Below are 15,263 nucleotides of genomic sequence, written 5' to 3'. Positions count from 1 at the left end.
GACCGATCGGACTGTGCCGAGGGCACCGTAACGGTCTGCGACCGTTCGATGCCATTCAGATCGGCGAACATGCGGCAAATCACGCTCCCCGAAATCCCCGCTGACCAGATGGTCTACGGTCGCGCCGCGGCGACCAGTCCGAGTTCCGCCGGGCCCGACAGCAGCGGGTGTCTGGGCAGCACGCGGACGGTGTACCCGACGGCACCGGAATGTGGCACCGGCGTGGTGACCGCGTACTGCTCGGTGCCGGCGTCCGTGGAGAGGTGGTCCATGTCGACGACCTCCGTATCGGTCAGCTCGTCATCGGAACCGACCCGGCCCAGAACCGCCTGCACCACCACGTCGCCGGTGGACAGACCGGCCAGGTCGATGCGGGCCCGCAGCGACAGTTCCGCACCGATCACCGGAATATCGGGCAGGCCGGAGCTGTCGACCTGAAGCACTTTCACCTGCGACCACACCGACTCCAGGCGGCGGCGGTATTCGGCCAGCGCCCGCGCCCCGGCGAAATCGCCGGCGGCGACCGCGGCATAGGAACCGGCGGCCGGGAGGTAGTAGCCGGTGGTGTAGTCGCGGACCATGCGCGAGGCGAGCACCTTCGGCCCGAGGGTGCGCAGCGTGTGGCGCACCATTTCCATCCAGCGCACCGGCAGACCGGATTCGTCGCGCTCGTAGAACCGCGGGAGCACCGAGCGCTGCAACATCTCGTACAGAGCGGCCGCCTCCAGATCGTCGCGCCGATGTTCGTCGCGGACGCCGTCGGCGGTCGGGATGGCCCACCCGTTGTCGCCGTCGTACATCTCGTCCCACCAGCCGTCTCGAATGGAGAGATTGAGGCCGCCGTTGAGTGCGGCCTTCATCCCGGACGTCCCGCAGGCCTCCAGCGGACGCAGCGGATTGTTCAACCACACATCGCAACCCCAGTACAGGTAGCGGGCCATCGACATGTCGTAATCGGGCAGGAACACGATCCGGTGCCGCACCGCCGGATCGTCGGCGAACCGCACCACCTGCTGGATCAGCGCCTTGCCCCCGTCGTCGGCGGGATGGCTCTTACCCGCGACCACCAGTTGCAGCGGTCGCTCCGGATCGAGCAACAGTGCGCGCAGCCGGTCCGGATCGCGCAGCATCAGCGTCAGCCGCTTGTAGGTGGGCACCCGCCGGGCGAAGCCGACGGTCAGCACACCGGGATCGAAAACCTCGTCCACCCAACCTAATTCGGCCGGCGCCGCACCGCGTTCGAGCCACGATTCCCGCAGCCGGCGACGGACCTCGGCGACCAGTACCGCACGCAGCGTCGCCCGCGTCTCCCACAGTTCGCGCACATCCACGGCCCGAAGTTGTTCCCAGCCGCGCCCCTCGGCGACGAACTCAGGACCTACCGGGTCGCGCGCTGTATCCACGGCGGCACTCCCGGGTCCCGCCGTGGTTACGCTCGCTGCCTCCTCCGGGCCCGTCGCTCGTGCCGCGATGCCGATCCATTCGCGAGCCGCCCACGTCGGGGCGTGCACACCGTTGGTCACCGAACCGATCGGCACCTCGGCCGCGTCGAATCCGGGCCACAGCGGCGCGAACATGTCACGGCTCACCTCGCCGTGCAGTCGCGAGACTCCGTTGGCACGCTGCGCGAGGCGCAAACCGAGGTGGGCCATGTTGAATACCGAAGGATCGGCCTCACGTCCCAGCGCCAGGATCCGATCCACCGAAATCCCCGGCAGCAGTGGCGATTCCCGTTCCCCGTGGGCACCGCCGAAGTAACGGCGGACCAACCCGGCGGCGAACCGATCGATGCCCGCGGGCACCGGAGTATGCGTGGTGAAGACGGTCGCGGCCCGGACCGCGGCGAGCGCGGAGTCGAAATCCATTCCGCCCGCCATATATTCGCGGATCCGCTCGATCCCGAGGAATCCCGCGTGGCCCTCGTTCATATGCCACACGTCCGGATCCGGCAGGCCGCGAGCCCGGGTGTAGGCGCGGACCGCGCGCACGCCGCCGATTCCGGCCAGAATCTCCTGTTTGATGCGGTGGTCCTGGTCACCGCCGTAGAGTCGGTCGGTCACCGCGCGCAGTTCCGGATCGTTGTCGCCGATATCGGAATCGAGCAGCAGCAACGGAATTCGTCCCACCTGCGCGATCCACACCCGGGCGCGCAGTACCCGGCCCTCGGGCATGGGCACGTGGACGAGCACCGGCGCGCCCTCCTCGGCCAGCAGCCGCAGCGGCAGGCCTTGCGGATCGAGGTCGGGATAGCGTTCGGCCTGCCAGCCGTCGGCGGTGAGCGACTGCCGGAAATAGCCGGACCGATACAGCAGGCCGACGCCGATCAGCGGCAATCCCAGATCCGAGGCCGCCTTCAGATGGTCACCGGCCAGAATCCCCAGCCCGCCCGAATAATTCGGCAGCACCTCGGTCACACCGAATTCCATGGAGAAGTAGGCGATACCGCGCGGCGCCGGGCTTTCCGGTTCCGCGGCGATATGTTCGCCGAACCAGCGGGGTCTGGTCAGATAGTCCCGCAGGTCGGCCTCCGCGGCGTCGACGGCCGCCTGATAGCCGGGATCCGCGGCCCACTCGTCGAGCCGGTCCGCGTCCACCTCACCGAGCATCCGCACCGGATCGCGCCCGACCCGCACCCACAACTCGGGATCCAGCTGCGCGAACACATCCTGAGTAGGCCCGTGCCATGACCACCGCAGATTGGCGGCCAGCTCACCGAGGGCGGCCAGCCGCTGCGGCAGATGGGCACGGACGGTGAAACGACGCAATGCCTTCACCGGGTAGACCCTACACGGCAGCACCGGCCCGTCCTCCGCACGCCGAGGCCGAGCCAGTGCGCTGACCTGCTGCGACAGGCCTTATCCCCGCAGCGTCCGATCGAGCAGGGCCAGCAGCTCGCGCCGGTGCCGCTCGTCGGCTTCGCGGTCGTAGTGCGCGGTGTCGGCCTGGGTGTAACCGTGGTGTGCGCCGGGGTAGACCTCGGTGCGGTAGCGCACTCCGGCCGCGGCGAGAGCCTTGTCGAACGTCTCGATCTGTTCCGGCGTCAGCGAGCGGTCCTGATCGGCATGGCCGAAATACATCTCCGCCGTGGCCTTCTCGACGGCCAGATGCGGGCTGTCGGGGCCGTCGACCACCAATCCGCCGGTGTGGAATCCGGCCGCGGCCGCGATCCGGTCACCGAACGCGCCGGCCGTGTACACCGCCAACCGGCCGCCCATGCAGTATCCGGCAGTGGCGATCGGTCCGTCCGCCGTGTGCTCGAACGCGGTGAGCCAGTCCAGGTAGGCGCCGGCATCGCGGACCACGAGATCCGGGGTGAGCTCGCGCAGCATCGGGACGATCGTCGCGAACAGGTCCGGACGCTCCTGCGTATCGATGAAATCCGGCAGCTCGAGCAGCGGCGCCCGGCCGTGCCGGTAGAAGACGTTGGGAACCAGCACGGTGTATCCGGCCGCGGCGACATCGTCGGCCAGCGCGCGCAGACTCGGACGCAGTCCGAACGCGTCCATGTACAGCAGCACACCGGGATATCTCCCGCCCCCCGCGGGATAGGTGACGTACGCGTCGGCGACACCGTCGGGCGTCGTGATCTCCACGGTTTGCCCCTGCACTGCTGTCATGCGAGATTCCTTTCTCTCGGCTCTCGGCGAATTCGTTCGGGCCGGCCATTCGCACCGCACCGGCGTCCACCAGAAACGGAACCACCGCCCCGGAAAGTCTGCCACGGGCCCTTCCGGCCCGCAATCGCGCAGGCCCCCGTCGCGCGTGTTCGTGGTCGCCCCCGAACTACCGGTACGGTTGGTGCCGTGACCGGTCGCATCGCCATCGATGACACCGCCCCGGCCGTCGCGGGCGGATATCCGGCCAAGGCCGTCGTCGGCGAAGTGGTCCCGGTGCGGGCCGTGGTGTGGCGCGAGGGTCACGACGCGGTGGCCGCCACCCTGGCCGTGCGCGGACCGGGCGGCGGCCGCACCCAGCGGATCCGGATGGCGCCCGAGTTCGAACCCGACGTCTTCAATGCGGTTTTCACCCCGAATACGCCGGGGCTGTGGACCTTTCGCGTGGAAGGCTGGGGCGATCCGATCACCGGCTGGCGGGCCGCGGTCGAGGCGAAACTGGCCGTCGGCCAGAGCGCGACGGATCTGGCCAACGATCTCGAGATCGGCGCCCGGCTGTTCGAACGGGCGGCACAGGCGGTCCCGAAACGCCAGTGGGAGAAACTGCGCGCCGCCGCGGCCGCGCTGCGCAGTGATGCGCAACTGCCGGCGCGGGTGGCGCCGGCCTTCAGCGCCGAGGTCGCCGAGATCCTGCGCGAGACGCCACTGCGCGACCTGGTGACCCGCGGTCCGGCCCACACCGTGCTGGTCGAGCGGCGGCGCGCGCTGGTCGGCGCGTGGTACGAATTCTTCCCCCGCTCCACCGGCGGCTGGGACGCCGACGGCAATCCGGTGCACGGCACCTTCGCCACCGCGACGAAAGAACTCCCACGCATCGCGGCCATGGGTTTCGACGTCGTCTACCTGCCGCCGATCCACCCGATCGGCACGGTGAATCGCAAGGGCCCCAACAACTCTCTGACGTGTGGACCCGACGATTTCGGCTCCCCGTGGGCGATCGGTTCGGCCGAGGGCGGCCACGACGCGGTCCACCCGCTTCTGGGGACCGAGGAGGACTTCGCCGAATTCGTCCGTGCCGCAGGCGAACTCGGTCTCGAGGTAGCACTGGATCTGGCGCTGCAGTGCGCCCCCGATCACCCGTGGGTGCGCAGCCATCCGGAGTGGTTCACCACCTTGCCCGACGGCACCATCGCCTTCGCGGAGAATCCGCCGAAGAAATATCAGGACATCTACCCGCTGGATTTCGACAACGATCCGGACGGGTTGTATGCCGCCGTCCTGGGTGTCGTTCGGCACTGGATCGCCCTGGGCGTCACCATCTTCCGGGTCGACAATCCGCACACCAAACCGGCCGACTTCTGGGAATGGCTGATCGCGCAGGTGCGCCGGACCGATCCCGACGTGATCTTCCTGTCCGAGGCGTTCACCCGCCCGGCCCGCCTCTACGGCCTGGCCCGGCGCGGATTTTCCCAGTCCTACACGTATTTCACCTGGCGCACCGGCGCCTACGAACTGGCCGAATTCGGTCGCGAACTGGCCGCCAAGGCCGACGAGGCCCGGCCCAATCTGTTCGTCAACACTCCGGACATCCTGCACGAGAGTCTGCAGCACGGCGGTCCGGGCATGTTCGCCGTGCGCGCCGTACTCGCGGCCACGCTGGGGCCGAGCTGGGGAATGTATTCCGGTTTCGAACTTTTCGAACATCAGGCGGTGCGGCCGGGCAGCGAGGAATATCTCGATTCGGAGAAATATCAGCTGCGTCCGCGACGATTCGCCGAGGCCGCGGCGCGCGGTGAATCGCTGGAACCGTTCATCACCCGGCTGAACGAGATTCGCCGGACGCATCCGGCCTTACAACAGGTGCGCTGCATCACCTTTCACCACGTCGACAACGAGGCGCTGCTGGCGTATTCGAAGGTCGATCCGAGCTCCGGGGACGCGGTGCTGGTCGTGGTCAACCTCAATCCGTTCGGCGCCGAGGACGGAATGATCTCGCTCGACATGCCGGCCATCGGGCGGGAATGGCACGATCGCCCGACGGTCCACGACGAGATCAGCGGCGAGGAATACCACTGGGCGCAGACCAATTACGTGCGGCTGGATCCCGTACGCGCCCCCGCCCACATCCTCGCCCTCCCGGCCGTTTCCGCGGCCGCGCGCACCGAATTGGCCTACCGCAGGACATTCCGGTGATCACACGCCCGATCACCGCCGGGCGGCCGCGCCGATGAATCGGCGCGATCTGATGCTGCTGGCCGCCGGTACCCACACCGACCCGCACACGGTCCTCGGCGCGCATCCGCATCCCGATGGAACGGTGATCAGAACCCTTCGGCCCCACGCCGATTCGGTGTCTGCCCGCATCGGCGGTGTCGATCATCCGCTGCACCACATCGGCCACGGCGTCTTCGAGGGTGTGGTCGGGTTCCCGGATCTGTGGGACTACCGCCTGGTCGTGGCGTATCCGGGCAGCCGGACCGTGCTCACCGCCGACGGATACCGCTTCCTGCCGACCGTCGGCGAGCTCGATCTGCACCTGCTCGGCGAGGGGCGGCATCGACGGCTCTGGGAGGTACTCGGCGCCCATCCGCGCCGCTACACCACGCTCGACGGCGAGGTCACCGGGACGTCGTTCGCGGTATGGGCGCCGAATGCGCGCGGCGTCACCGTCTTCGGCGATTTCGACAGCTGGAGTGGAACGAGTACGCCGATGCGCCGGCTCGGCTCGTCCGGGGTGTGGGAAGTGTTCGTCCCCGGCGTCGCGGCGGGCACGCGATACAAATATCGCGTCCACGGCGCCGACGGGCGGACCGTCGACCACGCCGACCCCCTGGCCTTCGCCGCCGAAACCCCGCCCGCGACGGCATCGGTCGTCACCGACACCGCCTACCGATGGTCGGATCAGGACTGGTGCGCCGCCCGCGCCCGGCGCGACCCCACTCGCGAGCCGATGAGCATCTACGAGGTTCATCTCGGCTCGTGGCGGCCCGGGCTCGACTATCGCAGCGCCGCCGAACAGCTCGCGGAATACGTTCGGGCCCAAGGTTTCACCCACGTGGAACTGCTGCCCGTCGCGGAACACCCCTTCGGCGGCTCCTGGGGGTACCAGGTCACCTCCTACTACGCGCCGACCGCCCGCTTCGGCTCCCCCGACGATTTCCGCGCGTTCGTCGACCACCTGCACGCCCACGGCATCGGCGTCGTCCTCGACTGGGTGCCCGGCCACTTCCCGCGCGACGAATGGGCCCTGGCCCGCTTCGACGGCACCGCCCTCTACGAACATCCCGATCCCCGTCGCGGCGAGCAATTGGAATGGGGCACCTACATTTTCGACTACGGCCGCAACGAGGTGCGCAACTTCCTGGTCGCGAACGCGCGGTTCTGGCTCGAGGAGTTCCACATCGACGGGCTGCGCGTCGACGCCGTCGCCTCGATGCTGTATCTGGACTATTCGCGTCCGCCCGGCGGCTGGGAGCCGAATGTGCACGGCGGACGGGAGAATCTGGAGGCCGTCGACTTCCTGCGCGAACTGAACGCCGCCGTCCACACCGATCATCCCGGCGTGGTGACCATCGCCGAGGAATCCACCACCTGGCCGGGGGTCACCCGGTCCACGGAGGTCGGCGGGCTGGGCTTCACCCTGAAATGGAATATGGGCTGGATGCACGACACGCTCGGCTACCTCGGGCGCGATCAGGTGCATCGCAGCTGGCACCACAACGAGATCACGTTCTCGGCGGTCTACGCGTGGAGTGAGAACTATCTGCTGCCGATCAGCCACGACGAGGTGGTGCACGGCAAGGGCACGCTGTGGACCCGCATGCCCGGCGACGACTACACCAAAGCCTGCGGCGTCCGCGCGGTCCTGGCCTACATGTGGGCACACCCGGGCAAACAACTGCTGTTCATGGGTCAGGAGTTCGGCCAGTTCCGTGAATGGTCACACGACCGCGGGCTGGACTGGGACGAACTCGCCAACCCGCTGCACGACGGTATCCGCGCCCTCGTCGCCGATCTCAACGTCGTCTACCGCGCCCACCCCGCGCTGTGGACGCAGGACACCGCGCCCGGCGGTTACGCCTGGATCGAGGCCGACGACCGCGTGCACAACGTGCTCGCCTTCCTGCGCTACGGCACCGACGGCTCGGTCGTGGCCTGCGTCTTCAACTTCTCCGGTCTCGAACACCGCGACTACCGCATCGGGCTGCCGGCTCCCGGCATCTGGCGCGAAATCCTCAACACCGACGCCACCCCCTACGGCGGCAGCGGCACCGGCAATCTCGGCGCGGTATCGGCCTCCGCCTGCCCCTCGCACGGCCGGCCGTACTCGGCGCAGGTCACCATCGCTCCCAACAGTGCCCTCTGGCTGACGCCCGATCACCACCGCAGCATCGGCAACGGCCGCAACGGATGACGCAGCGCCCATCGCGCTGCGCTCTCGGCCAGAAAGCGATGAAAACCGTGATACGGCAACGCGGCGACGACGGCACGCACCTCGGCCCGGGGCAGGCCGCCGCGCAGGAGGCCGCCGCTGACGTCGATACGGTCCGCGATCCGGAAGCTCTCGGCGACCGGATCGTCCACCGCGCGTACCCGGTGATGGTCGAGCACCATCCGCCGGACCGCCTGGTGGTCGGAGATTGCGAACTCTGCCGCGTACTCCTCGGCCAGTGCGGCGGAGGGAGCCAGATAGTCGAAGGTCCCGGCGGTCCAGATGCCGAGGTCGTGCACGGCCCACGCGAGCACAGCCGCCTCGGGCAGCGGGGTATCGAGCAGCGCCCGATGGTAGTTGAGGCATCGCAGCACGTGGTTGCGGTATGTCGTCAGGTCGTCGCCCAGATCGTCGCGATGCCGGTCGAGGACCGCGGTGACGATCGGATGCTCGGTTCGCACGATCATCCGGGCTCAGAACTTCCAGGGCGCCGGCAGGTCCGGGACCACGCACCCGTAGGTGTGCTCGATCGACACCGGAGTGCCGCGAACCGTACCGTGCGCATGCAACTCCACCGGGTAGTACCGGAAGCAGCGCGCTCCGGAATCCGAATCGGGGAGCGTCAGTTCGGCATCGGCCAGATACGCGCAGGCCGCGGCGGCGCCGCGATGTGAGCCGCCGATCGGATCGCAGGTCAACGTGACGGTGCGAGGCGAACGGTCCGGTTCGGTGCGGGTGAAGATCAGTTGGGTGGCCGCATCGTGGGCCGTGGCGCTGCTCGCCGGCATCAGCACCGCCGCGGCGCATGCGGCGCCGATCAGACCACGCGTCGTCACCTTCACATCGGCCTCCCGTCCCCACGCCGACGGCGGATTCCGCCGGCGCCTGCGCCGATTATCGGTCGTCGCGGCCGATCGGTCGATCAATCGCGACGACCGGGCGTGGCTCAGTACAGTGCCGTCGCCAGCTTGCGCCGGGCCGCGACCACCACCGGGTCGGCGGTGTCGAACAGCTCGAACAGTTCGACCAGCCGGGTGCGCACACGGTTGCGGTCGTCGCCCGCGGTCCGCTTGATCAACCCGATCAGCCGATCGAAGGCGGCCTCGGGCTGCTGGTTGAACAGCTCGGCATCGGCGGCGGTGAAGGCGGCGTCGATATTGCCCGGATCGGCGTCGGCCACCGCGATCGCGTCGGCCGGCAGCTCGCGGGCGCGGCCGAAGAACCGCACCTGCCGTAGCGCCGCCTTGGCCTCCTCGTTGGCTGGTTCGGCGGCCAGGATCGCCTCGTAGGCGGCCTCGGCCCCGGCGATGTCACCGCGATCCAGCGCCTCTTCGGCGGCCACGAACCGCGGATCCTCCGGCGCGGGCGCCTCGCCCTGATCGTCACCGGCGCCGGGGAGTTTGCCCCGCACCGCGTCGACGACCGCGGCCAGCCACTGCTTGACCTGTTCCTCGGGCTGCGAGCCCTGGAAATCGGCCAGCGGCTGCCCGGCGGCCACCGCGATCACGGTCGGAATGCCCTGTACCCCGAAGGCCTGCGCGATCCGCATATTCGGCTCGGCCTCGATGGTGGCCAGCTCCCAGCTGCCCCCGGCGCTGCCGACCAATCGCTCGAAGAGCTTGACCAGTTCGACACTTCCCGGGCTGCGCTGCGAATACAGGACGACGACAACCGGCACCTCGAGCGATCGCCGCAGCACCTTGGTCTCGAAATCGGCCTCGGTGACGGCATGATCGCCCGGAACGTCCGTGGCGGCCGGCTGTTTCAGAGCGGACAGATCCACCGCGCCGGCCATGGCAGCGGCAGCGGCGGGCGAGGGACGACGTGCAGCAGGTCGAGTCACGACATCCAGTTTGTCACGACGCGGCGGGTGCCGGGGTCGCGGCCGGGCTCAGCTCTCCCAATTGTCCGGTCCGAATCGCCCAGCGCTCGAACCACACCGAGGTGAACGGCACCACCGTCGACACCAGACCCAGCAGGATCGTCTTGCCGGGCCATTCGTATTCGCGCCAGGCCAGCAGCAGGCTCACCGCGTACAGCAGGAAGATGATGCCGTGCAGCATGCCGAACACCATCACCGGCCAGGTGATGGGTTCGGGCAGCCGCTTGAGCACCGAACCGAGCAGCAACAGCGCCCACGACGGCGCTTCCAGCAGTCCGAACAGACGCACCCGCTTGGCCACGGTGCTCACGTCGAAGAATTCGCCCATGGCCACCATTGTGCCCAACGACTACGCAGCGTCGTAGTAGGTGTGGGTCATGCCACAGCGCGAACCGAGGTCAGACGCGGACGATGAGGGCGTCGCCCTGGCCGCCGCCACCACACAGCGCGGCCGCACCCACACCGCCACCGCGCCGCTGCAACTCCAGCGCCAGGTGCAGCACGATCCGCGCGCCCGACATGCCCAGCGGGTGCCCGATCGCGATCGCACCACCGTTGACGTTCACCTTCTCCGGATCGATACCCAGCTTGCGGGTCGAGGCGATCCCGACCGCCGCGAACGCCTCGTTGATCTCCACCAGATCCAGATCCGCCGGCGAGATGCCTTCCTTCGCGCACGCTTTCGCGATCGCGTTCGCCGGCTGGTCCTGCAACGTCGAATCCGGACCGGCCACCACACCCGCGGCACCGATCTCCGCGATCCAGCTCAACCCCAGCTCCTGAGCCTTCGCCTTGCTCATCACCACCACCGCGGCCGCGCCATCGGAGATCTGCGACGCCGAACCCGCGGTGATCGTGCCGTCCTTGGCGAACGCGGGGCGCAGCTTGCCCAGCGACTCCACCGTCGTATCCGCGCGCACGCCCTCGTCCTCGCTCACCACGATCGGATCACCCTTGCGCTGCGGCACCGACACCGGCACCACCTCATCGGTGAAAACCCCGTTCTTCCACGCCGCGGCCGCCTTCTGATGCGAGGCGGCGGCGAAGGCGTCCTGCTCGGCGCGGCCGATCCCGTCACCGGCATTGCGCGACTCGGTCAACGCGCCCATCGCCTGATCGGTGAAGATGTCGTGCAACCCGTCATAAGCCATGTGGTCACGCAGGGTCACATCGCCGTACTTGAAGCCCTCACGCGACTTCTCCAGCATGTGCGGGGCCCGGCTCATCGACTCCTGACCACCGGCCACCACGATCTCGTACTCCCCGGCGCGAATCAGCTGATCCGCCAACGCGATCGCGTTGATACCCGACAAACACACCTTGTTCAGCGTCAACGCCGGCACATCCATCGGAATACCGCCCGCGACCGCGGCCTGACGCGCCGGAATCTGGCCCGCACCCGCGGTCAGCACCTGACCCATGATCACGTAATCGACCTGCTCGGGCGCGACGCCGCCACGCTCGAGCGCCGCCTTGATGGCGAAACCACCCAGATCCGACCCGGAGAACCCGGACAACCCACCGAGCAGCCGGCCGACCGGGGTACGGGCGCCGGAGACGATGACAGAGGTGGTGGCCACGATGAACCTCGCTTCTCGCATTCAGGGACACAGCGGGCGAGCCGCTCACATACTCGGCGAGCCGCTCACGCACTCGGTGGCGGGCCGTCCTCGTACTCGACGACGGCCGCGCTCGTACTCAACGGTAACCCTTCCCGTCCCGGCAGCTCCAGGTAGGTGCGCGCTACCTTCGTAGAGTGAGCACTACCGATACGTCCGCTTTCATTCCCGCCGATTACGTCATCGCCGTCGACCACGTCGGCATCGCCGTGCCCGATCTCGATACCGCCGTGGCGTGGTATTCGGACAATCTCGGCATGGTCGAAACCCACCGCGAGGTCAACGAGGCCCAGGGCGTGCACGAGGCGATGCTGTCACTGCCCGGTTCCGGTGACGACGCCACTGCTCTGCAGTTGCTGGCGCCGCTGAACGAGGAGTCGACCATCGCCAAGTTCATCGACCGCAACGGCCCCGGATTGCAGCAACTGGCCTACCGCGTGACCGATATCGACGCGGTAGCTACTTTCCTGCGAGGCCGTGGCGTCCGTTTGCTGTACGACGCCCCCCGCGCCGGTACCGCGAACTCGCGGATCAATTTCATCCACCCCAAGGATGCTGGCGGTGTGCTCGTCGAACTGGTCGAACCGGCCGCGAATCCTACTCACTAGTACCGCAATCCGGCCACGGAAACAGTTCATAACGACATTCGCAGTCGACTCACCATGGTGGGTCGACAGGCTGTAGTTTGTGGGGCATGTCGTCCACTGAGCCCGATCGCAATCGCTTCGTCGCGTTGCCTTTCACGGTAGTACGTAAAGGCTACGACCGTGACGAAGTACGCAATTACTTCGACCGTTTCGATGCCGAGCTGAGGGTCACCGCAACAGATCGCGATGCCGCCGCCGCTCAGGCCCGTAACCTGGCCGCCCAGCTGGAGGACGCCCGCGACGAGATCGATGAGCTTCGCAAGGAAGTCGATCGCCTGTCGGTTCCGCCCACCACCGCGGAAGGCATGAGCGACCGAATCTCCCGGATGCTGCGCTTGGCGTCCGACGAGGCGTCCGAGGTCCGCGCGCAGGCGCAGGCCGAGGCCGCCGAGATGATCTCCATCGCGGAGCAGCAGGCCACCGAGATGCGTGGCAAGTACGAATCCCTGCTGGCCGAGACCAAGGAGAAGCGCGAGGCGCTCGAGGTCGAATTCGAGCAGACGCTGTCGAACGCGCGCGCCGAATCGGCCAAGATCGTCGAGGCCGCCCAGGCCGATGCCACCCGCATCACCAAGGAGGCCGAGGCCAAGCGCAAGGCCGCCCAGCAGGACTTCGAGGCCACGATGGCCGAGAAGCGGACCAAGCTGACCAAGGCCATGGAGGAGCTGGAGGCATCCAGCCGCTCCGACGCCGCCCAGCGCATCAAGGAGGCCACCGACGAGGCCAACCGCCTGGTCACCTCCGCCACCCAGTCCGCCGATCGCAAGATCGCGCACGCCAAGGAACTCGCAGAGGAAATGCGCGTCCTGCGCGGCCGAGTTCTGGCCCAGCTGTTGGGTATTCGCGGCCAGCTCGATTCGGTCCCGGCCATGCTGGCCGCGGTCAACCGCGAGAGCGAACTGCTCGACGGCGCACCGGAGCAGCGTTCGCTGTCCGGTAAGCAGTCCGGAGCCGGCCGGCAGAAGGCCATCCCCGAGGTCAAGGCGGAAGACGAAGAGTCCGTCGACGAAGAGCGCGAAAGCGCCGAAGTCTCGAGCTGACAACACGCGCCACCCCCTCAGGGCGACAACATTCACCACCCGTTTCGAGGCCGCTCCCGCACCGCGGGGGCGGCCTTCTCTCTACTCGCCCCCGGGCCGGGCTACGACCAGCGCCGCGTGATCGTGCGGGTGTGCCGCCCGCGCCAGCAGCCGGAATGCCAATGCCGGCGGTCATTTTCGCCGCCCTCGGCCGGCCAGGCCACGATATGCGCTGTGCCGGGCGGGATCTCGTGATCACAGCCCGGGCACCGATAGGTCTTCACCGCACGCGAACCCGGAATCGTGCGCACCACAAAGGTTTCCGCGCCACCCGGCCCGTCCTCGGTGCGCCCGAAGACGTCACCGATCGGTCGCGGATCCCGGTGGAGGCGCGATGATTTCGGACGAGGTTTCCGGCGTGGCACGAGCGCCCTCAGAACAACCGGAATTCGGTGCTGTCGGTGCCACGCAGGGCATCGTAATCGAGTGTGACGCAGCGGATCCCACGATCGGTGGCCAGGGTCCGCGCCTGCGGTTTGATCTGTTGTGCGGCGAAGACGCCGGTGACCGGCGCCAGCAGCGGATCCCGGTTGAGCAGTTCCAGATACCGGGTGAGCTGCTCCACGCCGTCGATCTCGCCCCGGCGTTTGATCTCCACCGCCACGGTGGCGCCGTCGGCGTCACGGCACAGAATGTCCACGGGGCCGATGGCCGTCATGTATTCGCGCCGGATCAGCGTATAGCCGTCACCCAGCGTGCCGATGTGCTCGGCGAGCAGCTCCTGCAGATGCGCTTCCACGCCGTCTTTCACGAGCCCGGGATCCACGCCCAGCTCGTGCGCGGAGTCGTGTTCGATGTCCTCGACGGTGATCCGCAGCTCCTCACCGGCTTTGTTGGTCACCACCCACAGCTGAGAGCCGTCGGGCATCGTCTCGACATCGGTCTCACGCTCCTCCAACCAGCAGGGCGGGCTCATCCAGTTCAGCGGTTTGTAGGAACCGCCGTCGGAATGCACCAGCACCGAACCGTCCGCTTTCATCATCAGCAGCCGGCGGGCCATCGGGAGATGTGCGGTGAGCCGACCCACGTAATCGACCTGGCAACGAGCAATCACAAGGCGCACCGGTCGAGTTTAGGCCCTCGCCGAGACCGCTTGCGCGCGGGGCGATCAGCCGACGAGCAGGATGTACCCGAGTGCGGCCGCGACGACGAGCAGACCCATCTCGAACCGGTTGAGCCGGTGTGCGTGGACATGACCGCTGCGCAGCAGCAACCACCCGGTCAGCAGGCCGATCGTCAGGGCGATCAGATGCCCGACATTGGTGAAGGTATGGCCCATGATGACGCCCGCGACGGCGACGGCGCCCAGCGAGATCGCCCACGTGGGCCGCCACTTGGCCGGCAGGACCACGATCAGCGATCCGATGACCGCCATCGCGCCGTAGCTGACCCCGACGTCCTCGGCGAGGGAAATACTCGTCGGCAGCCATTTCACGCTCACCGCCACCCACAGGCCGCCGGCGACGACGAGTGTGGCACCGATATGCCCGGCGATGAAGATGCGCAGCAGTGACAGCGCCCCGAAGCGCCATTCCGCCAGAATGAGCAGACAGACCAGCAGTGGGATGAGCACAGCGCCCGCGGTGCCGTCGCCGATCACGAACGCGCTCGAGAAGAGGGTGCCGAATCGGCCGGCCAGCAGGTTGTGCAGATTGGTGCTCGCATGCTGGATGACGCGGGTCTGCTGCGTATCGCTGAGCACGGACACCAGAACGGTCACCGCGATGAGCAGGGCGCCGTAGCTGTAGGTCATCGGCAGCTTGAATCGATCCCGCAGCGTGAGGGAACGGCCGGCCTGCACGGGGCCGGACTCCAGTGCTGACTGTGTGGCCGGCTCCTGGAGTAGAACCATTCGGATCACCTTCCGCTACCAGACCGGTACCGCGTGTACCGGGTCGACACCTTCCATGATCCCGATCGATCTCGCGAATGGTGTCAGGCTTACTTAGGAAAGTCCTGTGAACCGAGAATACCCACCCGAATCGATTCC

14 protein-coding genes are annotated in these 15,263 nt (G+C 67.9%); 4 read left to right on the top strand and 10 right to left on the bottom strand.

The window, feature by feature from the left end; translation table 11 throughout:
• Positions 1–113 precede the first annotated feature (113 nt).
• Together glgP and ON23_RS05900 are read right to left on the bottom strand one after the other, a co-directional pair.
• Positions 114–2,774, bottom strand: a complete 2,661-nt coding sequence (gene glgP / locus ON23_RS05905) for an alpha-glucan family phosphorylase (protein ID WP_039776832.1) — start codon at positions 2,772–2,774, stop codon at positions 114–116.
• A gap of 81 nt (positions 2,775–2,855) precedes the next feature.
• The gene (locus ON23_RS05900; RefSeq protein WP_039776831.1) at positions 2,856–3,617 is read right to left on the bottom strand and encodes a dienelactone hydrolase family protein; all 762 of its coding nucleotides are present in this window, start codon (positions 3,615–3,617) and stop codon (positions 2,856–2,858) included.
• A gap of 186 nt (positions 3,618–3,803) precedes the next feature.
• Between ON23_RS05900 and ON23_RS05895 the strand changes: the two genes are divergently transcribed.
• Both ON23_RS05895 and glgB read left to right on the top strand, forming a co-directional pair.
• Positions 3,804–5,807 carry an alpha-1,4-glucan--maltose-1-phosphate maltosyltransferase gene (locus ON23_RS05895; protein WP_039776830.1) on the top strand — a complete coding sequence of 668 codons (2,004 nt, stop codon included), beginning with the start codon at positions 3,804–3,806 and terminating at the stop codon, positions 5,805–5,807.
• A 34-nt stretch (positions 5,808–5,841) separates the two neighbouring features.
• Positions 5,842–8,028: a 1,4-alpha-glucan branching protein GlgB gene (gene glgB / locus ON23_RS05890; RefSeq protein WP_051042085.1), complete on the top strand. Its 2,187-nt coding sequence runs from the start codon at positions 5,842–5,844 to the stop codon at positions 8,026–8,028.
• Here glgB and ON23_RS05885 read toward each other — a convergent pair.
• The 5 genes from ON23_RS05885 to ON23_RS05865 all read right to left on the bottom strand — a co-directional run bounded on the left by ON23_RS05885 (position 7,992) and on the right by ON23_RS05865 (position 11,508).
• On the bottom strand, positions 7,992–8,513 hold the full coding sequence (locus tag ON23_RS05885; RefSeq protein WP_039776829.1) for a hypothetical protein: 522 nt from the start codon (positions 8,511–8,513) through the stop codon (positions 7,992–7,994). The two genes, glgB and ON23_RS05885, sit on opposite strands and share 37 nt — an antisense overlap.
• A 6-nt stretch (positions 8,514–8,519) precedes the next feature.
• Positions 8,520–8,888 carry an SSI family serine proteinase inhibitor gene (locus tag ON23_RS05880; protein WP_157170174.1) on the bottom strand — a complete coding sequence of 123 codons (369 nt, stop codon included), beginning with the start codon at positions 8,886–8,888 and terminating at the stop codon, positions 8,520–8,522.
• Between the two features lie 104 nt (positions 8,889–8,992).
• On the bottom strand, positions 8,993–9,841 hold the full coding sequence (locus ON23_RS05875) for a tetratricopeptide repeat protein (protein ID WP_039776828.1): 849 nt from the start codon (positions 9,839–9,841) through the stop codon (positions 8,993–8,995).
• Between the two features lie 61 nt (positions 9,842–9,902).
• The gene (locus tag ON23_RS05870; protein WP_036498619.1) at positions 9,903–10,256 is read right to left on the bottom strand and encodes a DUF3817 domain-containing protein; all 354 of its coding nucleotides are present in this window, start codon (positions 10,254–10,256) and stop codon (positions 9,903–9,905) included.
• Positions 10,257–10,326: 70 nt separating this feature from the next.
• On the bottom strand, positions 10,327–11,508 hold the full coding sequence (locus ON23_RS05865; protein WP_223273639.1) for an acetyl-CoA C-acetyltransferase: 1,182 nt from the start codon (positions 11,506–11,508) through the stop codon (positions 10,327–10,329).
• Between the two features lie 176 nt (positions 11,509–11,684).
• Here ON23_RS05865 and mce point away from each other — a divergent pair, with 176 nt between their 5' ends.
• Entirely contained in the window at positions 11,685–12,155 is a 471-nt protein-coding gene (gene mce, locus ON23_RS05860) for a methylmalonyl-CoA epimerase (protein ID WP_039776826.1), read from the top strand.
• Positions 12,156–12,241: 86 nt separating this feature from the next.
• Positions 12,242–13,234, top strand: coding sequence for a coiled-coil domain-containing protein (locus ON23_RS05855; RefSeq protein WP_051024364.1), 993 nt, complete (start codon positions 12,242–12,244; stop codon positions 13,232–13,234).
• Between the two features lie 101 nt (positions 13,235–13,335).
• Here the strand turns inward: ON23_RS05855 and ON23_RS39130 are convergent, their stop codons facing one another.
• The 3 genes from ON23_RS39130 to ON23_RS05840 are packed head-to-tail and all read right to left on the bottom strand — an operon-like array spanning position 13,336 to position 15,125.
• Entirely contained in the window at positions 13,336–13,638 is a 303-nt protein-coding gene (locus ON23_RS39130; RefSeq protein WP_039776825.1) for an Rv1322 family protein, read from the bottom strand.
• Positions 13,639–13,646: 8 nt separating this feature from the next.
• The gene (nucS, locus tag ON23_RS05845) at positions 13,647–14,336 is read right to left on the bottom strand and encodes an endonuclease NucS (protein ID WP_039776824.1); all 690 of its coding nucleotides are present in this window, start codon (positions 14,334–14,336) and stop codon (positions 13,647–13,649) included.
• 45 nt (positions 14,337–14,381) lie between these two features.
• Positions 14,382–15,125 (bottom strand): rhomboid-like protein, encoded by a 744-nt coding sequence (locus ON23_RS05840; RefSeq protein WP_039776823.1) that lies wholly within the window; start codon positions 15,123–15,125, stop codon positions 14,382–14,384.
• Positions 15,126–15,263 lie beyond the last annotated feature (138 nt).

It is taken from the genome of Nocardia cerradoensis NBRC 101014 (genome assembly GCF_000308535.1).
Taxonomy (GTDB): Bacteria; Actinomycetota; Actinomycetes; order Mycobacteriales; family Mycobacteriaceae; genus Nocardia; species Nocardia cerradoensis.
The sequence above is the reverse complement of the archived record's forward strand: the minus strand, read 5'-3'. Positions and strand labels throughout refer to the sequence as shown.